General features: G+C 70.1%; 17 protein-coding genes. 5 read left to right on the top strand and 12 right to left on the bottom strand.

Annotation, left to right across the window (positions count from 1 at the left end; genetic code table 11):
* Window positions 1-4: 4 nt before the first annotated feature.
* Both IE209_RS01695 and IE209_RS01690 read right to left on the bottom strand, forming a co-directional pair.
* Window positions 5-1,246 carry an MFS transporter gene (locus IE209_RS01695; RefSeq protein WP_189685293.1) on the bottom strand — a complete coding sequence of 414 codons (1,242 nt, stop codon included), beginning with the start codon at window positions 1,244-1,246 and terminating at the stop codon, window positions 5-7.
* A gap of 16 nt (window positions 1,247-1,262) precedes the next feature.
* A complete protein-coding gene (locus tag IE209_RS01690) occupies window positions 1,263-2,039 on the bottom strand; it encodes a sensor histidine kinase (RefSeq protein WP_189685292.1) in 777 nt (258 codons plus the stop codon).
* A gap of 44 nt (window positions 2,040-2,083) precedes the next feature.
* Between IE209_RS01690 and IE209_RS01685 the strand changes: the two genes are divergently transcribed.
* On the top strand, window positions 2,084-3,655 hold the full coding sequence (locus tag IE209_RS01685) for an alpha/beta hydrolase family protein (protein WP_189685291.1): 1,572 nt from the start codon (window positions 2,084-2,086) through the stop codon (window positions 3,653-3,655).
* Here the strand turns inward: IE209_RS01685 and IE209_RS01680 are convergent.
* Genes IE209_RS01680 through IE209_RS01670 form a run of 3 tightly spaced genes read right to left on the bottom strand, consistent with a single transcriptional unit; the run spans window position 3,652 to window position 6,352 of the window.
* Window positions 3,652-4,221, bottom strand: a complete 570-nt coding sequence (locus tag IE209_RS01680) for a hypothetical protein (protein WP_189685290.1) — start codon at window positions 4,219-4,221, stop codon at window positions 3,652-3,654. The genes IE209_RS01685 and IE209_RS01680 overlap by 4 nt on opposite strands.
* Before the next feature lie 8 nt (window positions 4,222-4,229).
* Complete coding sequence (gene argF / locus IE209_RS01675; protein WP_189685289.1) at window positions 4,230-5,147, bottom strand: ornithine carbamoyltransferase; 918 nt, start codon at window positions 5,145-5,147, stop codon at window positions 4,230-4,232.
* Window positions 5,144-6,352, bottom strand: coding sequence for an aspartate aminotransferase family protein (locus IE209_RS01670; RefSeq protein ID WP_189685288.1), 1,209 nt, complete (start codon window positions 6,350-6,352; stop codon window positions 5,144-5,146). Before IE209_RS01670 ends, argF begins: the two co-directional genes overlap by 4 nt.
* 279 nt (window positions 6,353-6,631) lie before the next feature.
* Here IE209_RS01670 and IE209_RS01665 point away from each other — a divergent pair, with 279 nt between their 5' ends.
* Entirely contained in the window at window positions 6,632-6,949 is a 318-nt protein-coding gene (locus IE209_RS01665) for a DUF3579 domain-containing protein (protein WP_145545015.1), read from the top strand.
* 122 nt (window positions 6,950-7,071) lie between these two features.
* On the opposite strand, the gene rpsT is transcribed toward IE209_RS01665, so the two are convergent.
* A complete protein-coding gene (gene rpsT, locus IE209_RS01660) occupies window positions 7,072-7,377 on the bottom strand; it encodes a 30S ribosomal protein S20 (protein ID WP_189685287.1) in 306 nt (101 codons plus the stop codon).
* Between the two features lie 118 nt (window positions 7,378-7,495).
* On the opposite strand from rpsT, the gene murJ reads away from it, so the two are divergent.
* Together murJ and IE209_RS01650 are read left to right on the top strand one after the other, a co-directional pair.
* Window positions 7,496-9,064, top strand: coding sequence for a murein biosynthesis integral membrane protein MurJ (gene murJ, locus IE209_RS01655; protein ID WP_189685286.1), 1,569 nt, complete (start codon window positions 7,496-7,498; stop codon window positions 9,062-9,064).
* Between the two features lie 53 nt (window positions 9,065-9,117).
* Window positions 9,118-9,975 (top strand): SirB1 family protein, encoded by an 858-nt coding sequence (locus IE209_RS01650; RefSeq protein WP_189685285.1) that lies wholly within the window; start codon window positions 9,118-9,120, stop codon window positions 9,973-9,975.
* On the opposite strand, the gene IE209_RS01645 is transcribed toward IE209_RS01650, so the two are convergent.
* The 6 genes from IE209_RS01645 to IE209_RS01620 are packed head-to-tail and all read right to left on the bottom strand — an operon-like array spanning window position 9,976 to window position 15,351.
* Entirely contained in the window at window positions 9,976-10,773 is a 798-nt protein-coding gene (locus tag IE209_RS01645; RefSeq protein ID WP_189685284.1) for an SDR family oxidoreductase, read from the bottom strand.
* A gap of 32 nt (window positions 10,774-10,805) precedes the next feature.
* Window positions 10,806-12,074 (bottom strand): radical SAM family heme chaperone HemW, encoded by a 1,269-nt coding sequence (gene hemW, locus IE209_RS01640; protein ID WP_189685283.1) that lies wholly within the window; start codon window positions 12,072-12,074, stop codon window positions 10,806-10,808.
* Window positions 12,075-12,674 carry an RdgB/HAM1 family non-canonical purine NTP pyrophosphatase gene (gene rdgB / locus IE209_RS01635; RefSeq protein ID WP_189685282.1) on the bottom strand — a complete coding sequence of 200 codons (600 nt, stop codon included), beginning with the start codon at window positions 12,672-12,674 and terminating at the stop codon, window positions 12,075-12,077. It abuts the gene before it with no gap.
* 8 nt (window positions 12,675-12,682) lie between these two features.
* The gene (rph, locus tag IE209_RS01630) at window positions 12,683-13,411 is read right to left on the bottom strand and encodes a ribonuclease PH (RefSeq protein ID WP_189685281.1); all 729 of its coding nucleotides are present in this window, start codon (window positions 13,409-13,411) and stop codon (window positions 12,683-12,685) included.
* Window positions 13,412-13,453: 42 nt separating this feature from the next.
* Entirely contained in the window at window positions 13,454-14,341 is an 888-nt protein-coding gene (locus IE209_RS01625) for a PP2C family protein-serine/threonine phosphatase (RefSeq protein ID WP_189685280.1), read from the bottom strand.
* A complete protein-coding gene (locus IE209_RS01620) occupies window positions 14,338-15,351 on the bottom strand; it encodes a serine/threonine protein kinase (RefSeq protein ID WP_189685279.1) in 1,014 nt (337 codons plus the stop codon). The genes IE209_RS01625 and IE209_RS01620 overlap by 4 nt, the downstream gene beginning before the upstream one ends.
* Before the next feature lie 73 nt (window positions 15,352-15,424).
* Here IE209_RS01620 and IE209_RS01615 point away from each other — a divergent pair, with 73 nt between their 5' ends.
* Window positions 15,425-16,342 carry a YicC/YloC family endoribonuclease gene (locus IE209_RS01615; RefSeq protein ID WP_189685278.1) on the top strand — a complete coding sequence of 306 codons (918 nt, stop codon included), beginning with the start codon at window positions 15,425-15,427 and terminating at the stop codon, window positions 16,340-16,342.
* Window positions 16,343-16,357: the final 15 nt, after the last annotated feature.

Genomic DNA, 16,357 nt, shown 5'->3' with positions numbered 1-16,357 from the left:
GGCTTCAGACGCCGCGCAGTGCATCGCGGCGGCGCAGCGCCCGGGCGAAGAACACGCCCATGCACAGCACCCCGCAACCGGCCGCGGCCACGACGGCCGTGGAGCCCCAGCGCCCCACCAGCCCGGCGGCCAGCACCACGCCCAGGGACTGGCCCATGAACAGGAAGGTGGAGAACATGGCCACGCCCAGACCGCGCGCCTCGGGCGCCATCTGCGTGGCATTGGTCTGCAGCGTGTTGTGCAGCATGAAGAGGCCGAAGCCCGCGACCAGCGTGGCCACGGGCGCCAGCGCCGGGTGCGGCACGAAGGCCAGGCCGCAGGCGCCCAGTGCGAGCAGCGTGGCCCCCGTCAGCACCAGGCCGCGCTCGCCCAGCCGCGGGATCAACTGGCGCGCGGTCAGCATGTACAGCACGCCGCCCACGCCGGCCAGCGCCACGCTGGCGCCCGAGGCGGCCAGCGACAGCCCCAGGTGCGCATGCAGGTGCGAGGCCCAGATCGCCATCGCACCGAAGGCCAGCGCGCCCTGCAGCAGCGAAACCAGCAGCACGGCCCGTGCATGCGGGCGCCGCCACAGGCTGTGCAGCTGGGCGGCGAAGCCCTGCGGCTGGCCGGCCGCGCCGGCCAGCCCGGCCATGTGGTGCGGACGCTCTTGCTGCGCGCGCCAGTCGCGCCACTGCAGCGTGCCGACCACGCCGAACAGCGCGGTCAGGAACCAGAACGCCCAGCGCCAGCCGAACCAGTCGGTGAACAGGCCGCCCAGCAGCTGGCCGCTGACGAGGCCCAGCGTGGAGCCCAGGCCCAGCAGCGCCAGCGTCTCCTGGCGCTTCTCGTAGCCGACCGCATCGCCGACCCAGGCCAGCGCCATCGGGATCATCGCCGCGGCAGCCACGGCCACGAGCACGCGGCCCAGCACCAGCGTGGCCAGGTCCGGCGCCAGCGCCGACACCACGCTGCCCACGCTGCAGGCCAGCGTGCACAGCGCGATCAGCTTGAACTTGCCGAAGCGGTCACCGAGCGGACCGTAGAACAGCAGGGCCACGCCGTAGGCGATGGCGAAGAACGAGACCACCTGCGCGGCCTGCGCCAGCGAGACGGAGAACTCCTGCGCCAGCGCGGGCAGCATGGCATCGCAGATGCGCTGCACCGACATGCTCGAAAAATTCGACAGGGACAGCAGCAGGATGGAGCGCCGCAGCGCGGGCGTGATGGCGTGGGAATCGGACATGGGACGGGCGGCGCCGGGCACACCGCGGCGCGCAATTCTAGGTTTGCGCCGGCACGCGCAGCTGCAGGCCGACGCCTCGCCCGGCCAGGCCGGGGGCGATGGCCACGCTGCCGCCAAGGCGCAGCGCGGCCTGGCGCACGATGGCCAGGCCCAGGCCCGAGCCGCTGGCTGACTGTCCGGCACCGCGGAAGAAGCGGTCGAACACGCGAGCCCGCTCGGGGGGCGCGATGCCGGGCCCGTCGTCCTGCACGCACAGCGACCAGCCCTGCGCCGGCCCGGCCGACAGCGTGACCTGCACCGTGCAGCCGGGCCCGCCATAGTGCAGCGCGTTGTAGGCCAGGAAGTCGGCGGGCATGCGCTGGGGCTCGGCGACGCGCAGCGTCCAGCGGCCGGCGCCGGCCTTGAAGATGCGGTGCTGCCGGCCGTCGATCTCGGCGTACGAGACCGGGTGCGCGGGCTGTGCGGCATCGGCAGTGAAGCCCGGCGAGGCAAAGACCGTCTGGCCGTCCTGGTCGGCCAGCGCGAAGCGGTAGCGGCCGGTGAAGCGCTGGTCCTGCGGACGCCGCTCGTTGACCCAGCGGGCGGTGGCTGCCAGCGCGGCGCGGGCCTGGGCGGCATCGTCGATCTCGGCCAGGGCGCCGAGCAGTGCATGGCCGAATTTCTGCAGGCTCGGCCCGGTCGCCAGGGCCTGCCGGTTGAGCGCGTACTCGTAGGCCAGCAGCGCGGCCCAGACCACGACGAACGCCAGCAGCACCGACCAGGTGCTGCGCCGCACCAGCGTCGGCTCGGCCAGCCAGGCGGACAGACGCTTCATGGCACGAGCAGATAGCCGACGCCGCGCACGGTCTGGACCGGGCCGTGGACCTCACGCCGTTCGCGCGCACCGGTTCGCACATCGTGATGCCGGTAGACGGCACGGCGGCCTTCGTGGTCAGTTCCAATCTGCGCGACAAGAAGGTCTTCGACCTGTACCGCATCGACGCGCGCAGCGGCGCACGCCAGCTGCTGCAGACCAATCCGGGCAACGTGGCCTGGTGGGGCGTGGACCGCCAGGGCCGCGTGCTCGCCCGCGTCGCACTGGACGGGGCGGACAGCCGGCTGCAAGGGCCGCAGGCCGACGGTCGCTGGCGCGACCTGGCGCAGTGGAGCCGCTGGGAGACGGTGGTGCTGTTCGGCCTGCAGGAGGACGGCCGCCGGGCCTGGGCGCTGTCCAACCGCGGCCGCGACAAGCTGGCCCTGGTGCGCTTCGACCTGGACAGCGGGGCCGAGGAGCTGGTGCATGCGGACCCCGCGGTGGACCTGGACAGCGTGGTCCTGAGCCGCAGGACGCAGCAGCCCCTGGTCATCCATTCCATGCCCGGCTACCCGGCGCGCCGCGTGCTCGACGACGGCCTGGCCCGCCGGCTGGACGTCCTGGCCGGCGACGGGCCGGCCGACGTGCAGATCGCCAGCATGGACGACAGCGAGACGGTGTTGGTGGCGGTCGTGACCACGGACCGCGGCAGCCGCAGCCATCTGCTGCGCGGCGACCGGCCGGCGCAGCTGCTCGGCGAGAACAGCCTCAGCATGGTCGCGGCGGAGCTGGCCAGCACCCGGCCGATCACCGTCACCAGCCGCGATGGGCTGGCGCTGCACGGCTACCTCACGCTGCCGCCCGGCGTGCAGCCGCGCGGCCTGCCCATGGTGCTGCTCGTGCACGGCGGCCCCTGGATCCGGGACCGCTGGGGCAGCGGCGCGACCAACCGCGCGCTGCAGCAGTTCCTGGCCAACCGCGGCTACGCGGTGCTGCAACTCAACTACCGCGGCTCCAGCGGCTACGGCCGGGCCTTCATGGAAAAGGCCATCGGCGAGTTCGCCGGCCGCATGCACGACGACCTGGTCGACGGCGTGCGCTGGGCCGTGGCTTCAGGCGTCGCCGACCCGGCGCGCGTGGCGATCTACGGCGCCAGCTACGGCGGCTATGCCGCACTGGTGGGAGCGACCTTCACGCCCGAGGTGTTCGCCTGCGCCGTCGACGTGGTGGGCATGAGCGACCTGGCCAGCCTGCTCAAGGATGCGCCGCCCTACTGGGAGCTGGGCCGCCCCTGGTGGCACCGCTTCGTGGGCGACCCCGCCAAGGCCGACGACCTCGCGCGCATGCGCGAGAAGTCGCCGCTGTACCGCGCGCAGCAGGCCCGGGGCCCGGTCCTGGTCATGCATGGCGTGAACGATGCGCGCGTCAAGCTGGACCAGTCCGAGCGCATGGTGGCCGCACTGCGCGCGGCCGGCAAACCGGTCGAGTACCTCACCTTCCGGGGCGATGGCCACGGCAACCAGAAGTGGAACAACAACCTGGCCCTGTACCGCAAGACCGAGGACTTCTTGGCCGGCTGCCTGGGCGGGCGCAGCAGCGGCTTCGACTATTACCAGTTGGGGGCGTGGCTGTTCTAGCAGCGCGATACCGAGCCCGCCAGCGCGGCGTGGTGCACGCGGCGCAGTAGCCGGTGGCGGATCAACCCGCTGGCAGGCCGGATCAGCAGCCAATAGGCCCTGAAGCGGCGCTGCGCGGCCGCGTCGCCGCAGTAGATGCGCGTGCGCGTGGTCAGCCGGGTGCCGGCGCCCTCGGGTTCGGCCGTGAATTGCAGCACCAGCTTGGCGATGCCCTTGGCATCGAGCGCGGCGAAGGCCTGCGCATCCGGTAGCGCCACCAGACCGTAGTCGGCCTGCCAGAAGCGGCCGGCCAAGCCGAACGCGAGTTCGCGGTCGCCGTCGCGGCCCAATGGTGTGAAGTCGGCGAGGCTGAAGGCCGGGCGCATGCGCAGCGCCGAAGCCATGCCCAAGCGCGCCCCCATGCGGCTCGGCAGTTCGCGCAGCGCGATGAGGCCGCGGGCCACGGGGTCGTCGACGACCTCGGGCCGCGCCGCGACGTCGAGCACGCGTGCCGGCGGGGCCGGCACATGGCGGCTGTGCTCCTCGGCGAACTGGAACTGCGGCAGGTAGTGCCGCATCAGCTGCATCGCAGGAATCAGGCGATGCGCCCCAGCAGCAAATACTCCATGAGCGCCTTTTGCACGTGCATGCGGTTCTCGGCCTCGTCCCAGACCACGGACTGCGGCCCGTCGATGACCTCGGCCTGCACCTCCTCGCCGCGATGCGCGGGCAGGCAGTGCATGAACAGCGCATCGGGCCTGGCGACCTTCATCATGTCCTCGTCCACGCACCAGTCGGCAAAGGCCTTGCGGCGGGCCTCGTTCTCGGCCTCGTAGCCCATGCTGGTCCAGACGTCGGTGGTCACGAGGTCGGCGCCGCGGCAGGCGTCCATCGGGTCCTTGAACACCTGGTAGCTGTCGGCCGAGCGCAGGCCGGCGACGGACTGGTCGATCTCGTAGCCGCTGGGCGTGCTGACATGGACCTTGAAGTCCAGGATCTCGGCGGCCTGCAGCCAGGTGTTGGCCATGTTGTTGCCGTCGCCGACCCAGGCCACCGTTTTCCCTTGGATCGAGCCGCGGTGCTCGATGAAGGTGAAGATGTCGGCCAGGATCTGGCAGGGATGGAACTCGTTGGTCAGGCCGTTGATGACGGGCACGCGCGAATGCGCGGCGAAGCGCTCGATCTTGTCCTGGCCGAAGGTGCGGATCATGACCAGGTCGACCATGCGGCTGATGACCTTGGCACTGTCTTCGATGGGCTCGGCCCGGCCCAGCTGGCTGTCGCCCGTGGTCAGGTGCACGACGCTGCCGCCGAGCTGGTACATGCCGGCCTCGAAGCTCACGCGCGTGCGCGTGCTGGCCTTCTCGAAGATCATGGCCAGCGTGCGGTCGGCCAGCGGGTGGTGCTTCTCGTAGGCCTTGAACTTGCGCTTGATCAGCGCGGCGCGCGCGAACAGGTAGGCGTACTCGTCGGCCGTGAAGTCGCTGAACTGCAGGTAGTGCTTGATGCTCATGCTGCCACCGGCTCGGCCAGGAACTCTTTGACCAGCGGCGCGAGGATGGCGACGATCTCGTCGGCATCGGCCTTGGTCAGGATCAGCGAGGGCACCATGCGGATGACCGAATCGGCCGTCACGCTGAGCAGGAGACCACGTTCGGCCGCGCGCGCAGTGAGCACGCCGCAGGGGCGGTCCAGCTCCACGCCGATCATGAGGCCCTGGCCGCGGATGTCCTTGACCTGGGCCATGCCCTCGAAGGCCTGCGCCAGCGATTGCTTGAGGTGCGCGCCCACCTGGGCGGCGTTCTCCAGCAGGCCCTCTTCTTCCATGATGCGGATGGTCTCGATGCCCGCGCGCATGGCCAGGGGGTTGCCGCCGAAGGTGGTGCCGTGGTTGCCGGGGCCGAAGATGCCGGCGGCCTTGGGACCGGCGACGACGGCACCGATCGGCACGCCCGAGCCCAGGCCCTTGGCCAGCGGCATCACGTCGGGCACGATGCCGGCCCACTGGTGCGCGAACCACTTGCCGGTGCGGCCCATCCCGCACTGCACCTCGTCGATCATGAGCAGCCAGTCGCGCTCGTCGCAAAGCTTGCGCACCTGCTGCAGGTACTCGGCGCGCATGGGATTCACGCCGCCCTCGCCCTGAATGGTCTCGAAGAACACGGCCACCACGTTGGGGTTGCCTTCGGTCTTGGCCTTCAGCGCGGCGATGTCGTTGAGCGGCACGCGGATGAAGCCCTCGACCAGCGGGCCGAAGCCCTGCTGCACCTTGGTGTTCCCGGTGGCGGACAGCGTGGCGATGCTGCGGCCGTGGAAGGCCTTCTCGTAGACGACGATCTCGGGCTTGTCGATGCCCTTGTCGTGGCCGAACTTGCGCGCCAGCTTGATGGCGGCCTCGTTGGCCTCCAGGCCCGTGCAGCAGAAGAAGGCGTTGGTCATGCCGGCCAGCTCGGTCAGCTTGGCCGCCAGCTTCTCCTGGCCGGGCACGTGGTAGTAGTTGGAGCTGTGGATGATTTTGGTCAGCTGGTCCTGCAGCGCCGGCACCAGCTTGGGATGGTTGTGGCCCAGCGTGTTGACCGCGATGCCGCCCAGCGCGTCGAGGTACTGCTTGCCGTTGGTGTCCCACACACGCACGCCCTGGCCATGCGACAGCGCGATCGGCACGCGGCCGTAGGTGTTCATGACGTGGGGGGAGGTGGGCTCTGCGGCGGCGGTCATGGTGCTGATCTCTCCAGTACAACGGTGCGAAACACGGGGGATTCAGCAAGACCGGCGCCTCTCGGCAGTTGCCTGGGCCCGCTGAACGGCGATTCTAGGCGCAGCGATTGCTCGCTTTTTTGACAAATCCGCATCACAGCTATGCGGCGGACGGCAGGGCAGAGACAGGCGCCTCGGATAAACTCTGGTGCACCGCAGCAAGAGAACGGCACCGTTCTTGCGAGAAGTCCTGCACACAATGCAGCGTCCCAGCGCCTCTTTCCCCATCGACCCCACCAGATGACCCCGCCCCCGTCCAAGGAAGTCTTCATCCAGGGCATCACCCGCGACGGACGCACCTTTCGCCCCAGCGACTGGGCCGAGCGGCTGGCCGGTGTGCTGAGCCAGTTCCGGCCGGGCGGGCCGCAGCCGGGCAGCCACCTGGGCTACTCGCCGTGGTGCGTGCCGACCACGGTGAACGGCATCAAGTGCGTGATCGTGCACCGCGACCTGCGCGATTACGACGTGATGGCCTGGGACTTCGCGATGAACTTCGCGCGCGACAACGAGCTGCAGGTGGCCGAGGCCTGCCTGGTGCCCGAGCCGCCCAAGCGCTGACACCTCTTCCGTTTCATCCGCCCAAGAAAAAAACCGCCCGAAGGCGGTTTCTCTTTTTCTTTGCTGGCAGCGCACCCGGTCAAACGGCGGGTTGCGGATGCAACCCGGGCGGGTTGGCTGGTTTAGGCTGCGGCCGGAGCAGTGGCCAGGGCCTTGACCTTGGCGGCCAGGCGGCTCTTGTCGCGCGCGGCCTTGTTCTTGTGGAAGATGCCCTTGTCGGCGACGGTGTCGACCACGGATTGCATCTTGCCGAACAGTTCGGTGGCCTTCTCCTTGTCGCCGGCGGCCACGGCCTTCTCGACGTTCTTGATGAAGGTGCGGTACTTGGAACGCAGCGAGGTGTTCGCGGCGTTGATCTTGATGTCCTGGCGGACGCGCTTGCGGCCCGACGCCAGGCGCGGGTTCTTCTTCTTCGGCTTGGTTGCCATGGTATGTGTTCCTTAAAGGCTTGAGGATGTTGCCAGCAAAGCCCGCCAGTATAACAGCGGCGTCAAGATCCGGCTGGCGCACCTGGAACGGCCCTGGCCGCTGGCTACACTCGCTGCGGTGAGTCTCCTCAAATCCGCCTCCACGGTCTCGCTGCTGACACTGGCGTCGCGCATCACCGGTCTGGGCCGCGAACTGCTGATGGCATCGCTGTTCGGCGCCAGCGCCATGACCGATGCCTTCAACGTCGCCTTCCGCATCCCCAACCTGTTCCGGCGCCTGTTCGGCGAGGGCGCCTTCAGCCAGGCCTTCGTGCCGGTGCTGGCGGCGAGCAAGGCGCAGGACGGCGAGGCCGCCACCCGGCAGCTGATCGACCACGTGGCCAGTGTGCTGACGGCCATCTTGCTGCTGGTCTGCGTGGCCGGCGTGCTGGCCGCGCCCTTGATGGTCTGGGCGCTGGCCGCCGGCCTGCAGCAGGACGCCGCCGGCTTCGACGCCGCCGTGGTCATGACACGCTGGATGTTCCCCTACATCGGCTGCATGTCGCTGGTGGCGCTGGCCTCGGGCATCCTGAACACCTGGAAGCGCTTCGCCGTGCCGGCCGTCACGCCGGTGCTGCTGAACCTGGCCATGATGGGTTCGGCCTGGCTGGGCGCACCCTGGCTGGCCGCGCGCGGCGTCGAGCCCATCTACGCGATGGCCGGCGGCGTGATGCTGGGCGGCTTGCTGCAACTGGGCGCGCAGGTGCCGGCGCTGGCCGGCCTGGGCCTGCTGCCACGCGTGCGCCTGGGCCTGGCGGGCCTGCGCGCCGCCTGGGCCGACCCGGGCACGCGGCGCATCGCCAGGCTCATGGGCCCGGCCCTGCTGGGCGTGGGCGTGGCCCATGTGTCCATCATGATCAACACCCAGATCGCCTCGCACCTGGCGCCGGGCAGCGTGAGCTGGCTGGGCTATGCCGACCGGCTCATGGAGTTCCCGACCGCGCTGCTGGGCGTGGCGCTGGGCGTGGTGCTGATGCCGCAACTGAGCGGCGCGCACGCGGCCGGAGACACCGCGCGCTACTCCGCCATGCTGGACTGGGGCCTGCGCCTCGTGGTGCTGATGGCCGTGCCCAGCGCCGTGGCGCTGCTGACCTTTTCCGTGCCGCTGGTGGCCACCATCTACCACCATGGCCTGTTCGGCGAGGAAGACGTGCGCCAGACCAGCCTGGCGCTGATGGGCTATGGCGCCGGCCTCTTCGGCCTGGTGGCGATCAAGGTGCTGGCGCCGGGCTTCTACGCGCGCCAGGACGTGCGCACGCCCGTGAAGATCGCGCTCGTGGTGCTGGTCTTCACCCAGCTGCTGAACTTCGCCCTGGTGCCCATGCTGCAGCATGCCGGGCTGGCGCTGTCGGTCGGCCTGGGCGCCACGCTGAACGCGGCGCTGCTGCTGGTCGGATTGCTGCGCCGCGGCAGCTACCGGCCTTCGCCGGGATGGGCGCGCTACCTGTTGCAGGTGGTGGCGGCCAGCGCCGTGCTGGCGATCTTCCTGATCTGGGTCTCGCGCGCCTATCCCTGGACACAGGTCGGCCACGGCTGGCTGCGCATGGGCGGCATGGCGCTGGCCTTGGCGGCCTCGGCCATCGTGTACTTCGGCGCGGCCTGGGCCGCCGGCATCCAGCTCAAGCGCATGCTGCGCCACGGCGTCTGAGGGCATCGGCGTCCTTGCTTGACGCGCCCAGGCCCGTCCATTACAAAGAACCGATGCCGCCCCGCTATTCGATCCCGACCCCGCTCGAGTACTTCACCGCCCTGGTCCAGAGCGACGAGCAATTCCCGCTGCTCGAGGCCTGCGCCAGCTTGGCCCAGGACGAGTACCCCGAGCTGGACGTGCAACAGGTGCTGGGCGACATGGACCAGTTGCAGGCCCGCCTGCAGCGCCGCCTGGCCGCCGACGCGCCGCCACTGCACCGGCTGCGCATGCTGAACCAGTTCTTCTACCGGGAGCTGGGTTTCGGCGGCAACGTCAACAACTACTACGATCCCGACAACAGCTACCTCAATGCCGTGCTGCGCACGCGCATGGGCATCCCGATCTCGCTGGCCGTGCTCTGGATGGAGCTGGCCCAGGGCCTGCACCTGCAGGTGCGCGGCATCAACTTCCCGGGCCACTTCCTGGTCAAGGTCAACCTGCCGAAGGGGCAGGTGGTGATCGACCCCTTCGTCGGCCAGTCGCTGAGCCGCGAGGAGCTGGTCGAGCGCCTGGCGCCCTACAAGCAGCAGCAACAGGCCGAGCACGGCGAGGACTTCGACGTGCCGCTGGGCCTGTACCTGCAGTCGGCCAAGCCGCGTGACATCCTGGCGCGCATGCTGCGCAACCTCAAGGAAATCCACCGCAGCCAGTCGGACGCCCAACGCCTGCTGGCGGTGCAGAACCGGCTCGTGGTGCTGCTGCCCGAGGCCTGGTCCGAGTACCGCGACCGCGGCCTCACGCACGCCGATCTGGGCAACACCGACGAGGCCGTCCTCGATCTGGAGAAGTACCTGGTCTGCGCCGACGAGGCGCGCGACACGGCCGTCATCGCCGACCGCGTCTCCGCGCTGCGGCGCGCACGGCACTGATCAGATCATCGGCGTCACGGCGCCGTCCATGGCCAGGATCGCGCCCGTGATGTAGCTCGCGCGGGCCGAGGCCAGGAACAGCACGGCGTCGGCGATCTCGGCCGGCTCGGCGATGCGGCCCAGCGGCAGCCGCGCGGTGGCGCGGCGCAAGGCCTCCTCCGCTTCGATGCCCTGCAGCCGTGCATCGGCCGCCAAGCCTTCCTTGAGCCGCTCGGTCAGCGTGAGCCCCGGGTTCACCGCGTTCACCCGCACGCCCTTGGCCGCGTAGGCCGCGGCCATGCCGGCCGAGGCCAGCATCAGCGCCGCATTGGCCGCACCACCGGGCATGTGGATGGGGCTGGCCACCTTGCCGCCCGCGCCGATGACGTTGACGATGGCGCCGCCGCCGCGCTCGGCCATGCGCTTGACCAGCGGGTCCAGCACGTGGATGTAGCTGAAGTACTTGGCGTCCATCGCGTCGTGCCAGGCCTGCGGCGTGAGCTCGTCCGGGGGCGTGCGCTTGGCCGCGCCGGCCGAGTTCACGAGCACCTGCACGGCGCCGGCCTGCTGTTCGACGGCATCGACCGCGGCCAGCGCCGCGGCCGCATCGCGCAGGTCGGCCGCGTGGGTTTGCACGCGCGTGCCGGCGTCGGCGAAATCGGCGCGCAAGGCCATCGCGGCGCGCTCCAGGTTGCCGGCATCGCGCGAGACCAGGCTCACGCGCGCGCCCTCGCGCAGGAAGGCCTGGGCGCAGGCCAGGCCGATGCCCTTGCTGCCGCCCGTGATCAAGACATGCTGGCCCGTCAATTGCAGATCCATGGGTCGCTCCGGTGAAGTGGGATGAAAAGGCGCTAAGCGCCGGCCAGGAAGATCTCCTGCAGGTCGCTCAGGAAGTCGAAGCCCTTCTCGGTCGGCCGCACGCGCGCTGCGTCGCGCAGCAGCAGGCCGCGGCGTTCGCCCTCGGCCAGGCCGGCCGCAATGGCCGAGAGCGGCAGGCCCGTGCGCTCGGTGAAGTCCTGCAAGGCGAAGCCCTCGCGCAAGCGCAGCGCATTGAGCATGAACTCGAACGGCAGGTCGGCGCGGCGCACGTCCTCGTCCTGCGCCAGCGCGGCGCCGGCCAGGGCCTGCGCCATGTAGAGCCCCGGCTCGCGCAGCCGCACCTGGCGCACCACGCGGTGCGCGAAGCTGAGCTTGCTGTGGGCGCCCGCGCCGATGCCGAGGTAGTCGCCGAACTGCCAGTAGTTGAGGTTGTGCACGCAGCGGTGCCGGGGGCGCGCATAGGCCGAGACCTCGTAGCGCTCCAGGCCCGCCCGGCCCGTCGCCTCGGTGATCTGGTCCAGCATGCCGTACGCGACATCGTCTTCGGGCAGGACCGGCGGGTGCTTGGCGAAGAAGGTGTTGGGCTCGATGGTCAGGTGGTAGACCGACAGGTGCGGCGGCGCCAGCGCAAGCGCGGTGGCGAGGTCCTGCGCCAGCATCGCGGGCGTCTGGCCCGGCAGCGCATACATGAGGTCCAGGTTGAAGGTGTCGAAGGCCTGGGCCGCCTCTTCCAGCGCGGCGATGGCCTGGCGGCGGTCGTGCACGCGACCCACGGCCTGCAGCAGGCCGTCGTCGAAGCTCTGCACACCGACCGACAGCCGCGTGACACCGGCCGCGCGGTAGGCGCGGAAGCGGTCCTTCTCGAAGGTGCCGGGGTTGGCCTCCAGCGTGATCTCGCAGTCGGCCTCCAGCCGCAGCCGCGCACGCACGTCGCCCAGCAGCCTGTCGATGGCCTGGGGCGAGAACAGGCTGGGCGTGCCGCCGCCGATGAAGACACTGTGCACGGTGCGGCCCCAGACCAGCGGCAGCGCGACTTCGAGGTCGGCGATCAGCGCGTCGATGTAGCGCTGCTCGGGCAGCTCGGCGGGCGCAGCCACCTGCGTCACGGCCGGCGCATCGGCACCGGCCCAGCGCACCACGGCCTCGTCGCCGCGCACGGCGTGCGAGTTGAAGTCGCAGTAGGGGCACTTGCGGATGCACCAGGGCAAATGCAGGTACAGCGCGAGCGGCGGCTGGGCCTGCAGCTGCAGCAGGCCGGGCCGCATGTACTCCGTCAGCGCGCGGGGAGCCTGGCCGGACATCTAGAACCAGCGCTCGCGCATGAGCCGCAGCATCTCGCGCGCGGCCTGGCCGCGGTGGCTGTGGGCGTTCTTGACCTCGGCCGGCAGCTCGGCGAAGGTCTTGCCGAAGGCCGCTATCCACATCACGGGGTCGAAGCCGAAACCGCCCTCGCCCACCGGCGCCTCGGTGATGCGGCCGACCGCGCGGCCGACCGCGATCAGCGGCTCGGGATCCTCCGGGCTGCGCACGGCCACCAGCGTGCTGACCAGCGCGGCGCGGCGGTTCTGCACGCCGCGCATCTGCTCGAGCAGCGCGCGCACGTTGTTGTCGTCGCCCTTGGCATAGCCGAACTGCGTGGCGTAGTAGGCCGTGTCCACGCCGGGCAGGCCGCCGAAGGCATCGACGCACAGGCCGGCGTCGTCGGCCACCGCGGCAAGGCCCGTGTGGCGCGCGGCGTTGCGGGCCTTGGTCAGCGCGTTCTCGACGAAGGTGCGGTAAGGCTCCTCGGCCTCGGGCACGCCCAGTTCGCCCTGGGCCACGAGGCGCACATCCAGCGGCGCGAACAAGGCCTGCAGCTCGGCCAGCTTGCCCTGGTTGTTGGAAGCGAGGACCAGGTCCATGCCCGTCCTCAGCCCGCCAGCGCCTGCAGCTGCAGCGCGATGAGTTCCTGGATGCCTTTGTCGGCCAGCTGCAGCAGCTGGTCCATCTCGGCACGCGTGAAGGCCGCGCCTTCGGCCGTACCCTGCACCTCGACGAAGTGGCCGGCACCGGTCATGACCACGTTCATGTCGGTGTCGCAGGCAGCATCTTCGACGTACTCGAGGTCCAGCAGCGGCGTGCCCTGGACGATGCCGACCGACACCGCGGCGACCGGGTGCACGATGGGCGAGGCGGCGAGCTTGCCCTCGGCCAGCAGCTTGTTGACCGCGTCCTGCGCGGCCACGAAGGCGCCCGTGATGGCAGCGGTGCGCGTGCCGCCGTCGGCCTGCAGCACATCGCAATCCAGGTGGATGGTGCGCTCGCCCAGTCGCTTGAGGTCGAACACGGCGCGCAGGGAGCGGCCGATCAAGCGCTGGATCTCCTGCGTGCGGCCGCTCTGCTTGCCCTTGGCGGCCTCGCGGCTGCCGCGCGTGTGGGTGGCGCGCGGCAGCATGCCGTATTCGGCGGTGACCCAGCCCTCGCCGCTGCCCTTCTGGTGCGGCGGCACCTTTTCCTCGACCGAGGCGGTGCACAGCACGCGCGTCTGGCCGAACTCGATCAGCACCGAACCCTCGGCGTGGATGGTGAAGCCGCGGGTGATGCGCACCGGGCGCAGCTGGTCGGCAGCGCGGCCGCCGGTTCTTGCAAATTCAGTCATGGGGCGATTGTCGCCAAGCGCGAAGCCTGCGCCCGGCGCAGGTCAAATCCGGCGCGCGGCCGTGCGGCGGATGGCGTCGTTGATCTCGGCGATGGAGCGGTCGATGGCGGCTTCGTCCAGCTCGGGCACGGCGGCCTTCGGATCCATCCCCTGCACGGTGGCGGCGAATGCATCGGGTGCCTGGCCGCGCGTGGAAGCGAAGGCATCGGCCGAGCGCCATTCCAGCGCCAGCGCGGTCACGTTGTCGCTGCTATCCCCTGCCGCGCGCAGCGCCTGCTCCACGAGTTCCGGCACGGCCTGCGCCACGGGCATGGCGCCCAGCTGCTCGACGATGCGCTCGTCGCTCACGCTGGACCACAGGCCGTCCGAGCACAGCAGGATCTTGTCGCCGCGCTGCAGCGCCACCGGGCCGGTCAGCTCGTACTCGGGCGCCACGGGCGAGCCCAGGCAGGTGTAAAGCACGTTGCGGCTGACCCGGCCTGCGCGCGCCATGTCGGGCGACATCTGTTCGAGGTAGGAATGGTCGCGCGTGCGCGCCAGCAGCGCGCCGCCGCGCACCAGGTACAGGCGCGAATCGCCGCAATGCACCCAGGTCAGGCTGTCGCCTTGCAGCACAGCCGCCACCAGCGTGGTGCGCGGCGTGTCGGCCAGGCCGCGCTCCTCGCCGTAGCGCAGGATGCGTCGGTGCGAGGCCAGCAGCGCATGCACGAGAAAGTCGCTGGCCCGCGCCAGCTGCGGCGTGGCCTGCTGCTGGTGCAACGCCGAGACCGTCTGCACCGCCAGCTGGGCAGCGGCCTCGCCCTCGGGATGGCCACCCATGCCGTCGGCCAGCACGAACAGGCCGGACTCGCGCGTGTAACAGTAGCCCATGCGGTCCTCGTTCTTGGCCCGGCCACCGCGCCGGCTGACCTGGAAGACCGAGAACCTCATCGCGAGGTCTTGCTCACCGATCCGGCAGGGGGCGTGGCTGCACTCTTCTTGCCATCCGAGACCAGCGTATCGAACTGCATGCGGATCTTCTCGCCCATGGACAGCTTGGTGTAGCGGCGTTCGCCCTCGCGGCTGAGCTCCTTCTGCAGCGCGAACACCGACTGCGGCCGCGACAGCGGGTCCAGCGCCATGCACCACTCGACCACCTCGATCAGGTTGTCCGAGTACACGCCGCGCAGCCGCGCGAGCGAGGCCGTGATGCGGTCTTTCTCGAGCCGCTGCGGCGCCTCGGCCGGCGGAAAGCCCAGCATGCAGGCGTAGATGCAGGCGCCGATGGCGTAGATGTCCGTCCAGGGGCCCATGGTGGCGTCGCGCCGGTACATCTCGGGCGCGGCGAAGCCGGGCGTGTACATGGGGCGGATGAAGTTGCCTTCCTTGTTCAGCACCTCGCGCGCGGCACCGAAGTCGATCAGCACGGCCTTGTCGTCGTCGGTGATGAAGATGTTGGCCGGCTTGATGTCCAGGTGCAGCATCTTGTGCTGGTGCACGATGCGCAGGCCGCGCAGGACCTCGTCGAACAGCGAGCGGATGGTCGACTCGCGGAACACCTTGGGCCGCTTGAGTTCGCGCGAGGTGATGATGAAGTCCTGCAGGGTCGCGCCCTCCAGGTAGTTCATGACCATGTAGACGGTCTCGTTCTCGCGGAAGAAGTTCAGCACGCTGACCACCGAGGGGTGGGCGATCTGCGCGAGCGAGCGACCTTCCTCGAAGAAGCTCTTGAGCCCCAGGCGGTACAGCGAGAGTTTCTCGGACGGCACCACGGGCAGCGTCTGGCCCGGTTCGCGCGAAGCCAGCGAGGACGGCAGGTATTCCTTGACCGCCACCTGGTTGCCTTCGCCATCGATGGCCAAATAGACCATGCCGAAACCGCCAGAGGAAAGTCTGCGCACGACGCGGTAGCCACCGATGACGGTCTCGGGCCGCAACGGCGCCGGCTTGCTCTTGGTCATGGAAAGGGCTGCAATCGTCGCGGAGGGTGGAAGCCGTTATTCTCTGGCCTTTGCAACGACCAGAAACCTTCTCATGCCAGTCTACAGCATGACCGGTTACGCAAGCGCCCAGCAAAGTGGCGCCAGTAACCCCGCGGAAACCGACGCGAAAGTGCAGCCGTCGCGCCGCCTGGGCATCGAGATCCGTGCCGTCAACAGCCGCTTCCTCGACCTCGCCTTCCGCCTGCCCGACGAGTTGCGCCAGCAGGAGCCTGCGCTGCGCGAGCTGCTGACGGCCAAGCTCAAGCGCGGCAAGGTCGAGCTGCGCGCATCCATCGACAGCATCGACACGGGCAGCGTGCCCGAGCCCACGCCGCGCCTGCTGCAGCGTCTCAACAGCGTGCAGGACCAGGTGCGCTCCTGGTTGCCGACCGCCACGCCGCTGTCGGTGGCCGAGGTGATCCGGCTGTCCTCGGCCGAACAGCACGGCGTGGGCGAGCTCGACGAAGAGTTGCTGCCGCTGGCCGAGAAGGTCGTCAAGGAACTGCTGGCCGCGCGCCAGCGCGAAGGCGCACGCCTGGCGGCCATGCTCCACGAGCGCCTGGGCCAGCTGCGCGCGCTGGCGGCGCAGGCCCTGCCGCTGGTGCCGCAATTCGTGGAGCAGCAGCGCCAGCGCTTCCTGGACCGCTGGAAGGAGGCCATGGCGCTGGCCGACGGCGCCACCCTGCCCGAGGCCGCGCAGGACCGCGCGCTGACGGAAGCGACGGCCTTCGCGATCCGCATCGACGTGGCCGAGGAGATCACGCGGCTGGACTCGCACCTGGACGAGATCGAGCGCCTGCTCAAGAAGGGCGGCGAACTCGGCAAGCGCCTCGATTTCCTGATCCAGGAACTGCACCGCGAGGCCAACACGCTGGGCTCCAAGTCCGCCGCGCTGGAGCTCACGCGCATCTCGGTGGACATGAAGGTGCTGATCGAGCAGATGCGCGAGCAGGTGCAGAACATCGAGTAAGTCATCCGGCAGCGC

Source organism: Pseudorhodoferax aquiterrae, assembly GCF_014652235.1.
Classification (GTDB): domain Bacteria; phylum Pseudomonadota; class Gammaproteobacteria; order Burkholderiales; family Burkholderiaceae_C; genus Pseudorhodoferax; species Pseudorhodoferax aquiterrae.
Note: the sequence above shows the minus strand (reverse complement) of the source record. Positions and strands in the feature narration are given on the sequence as shown.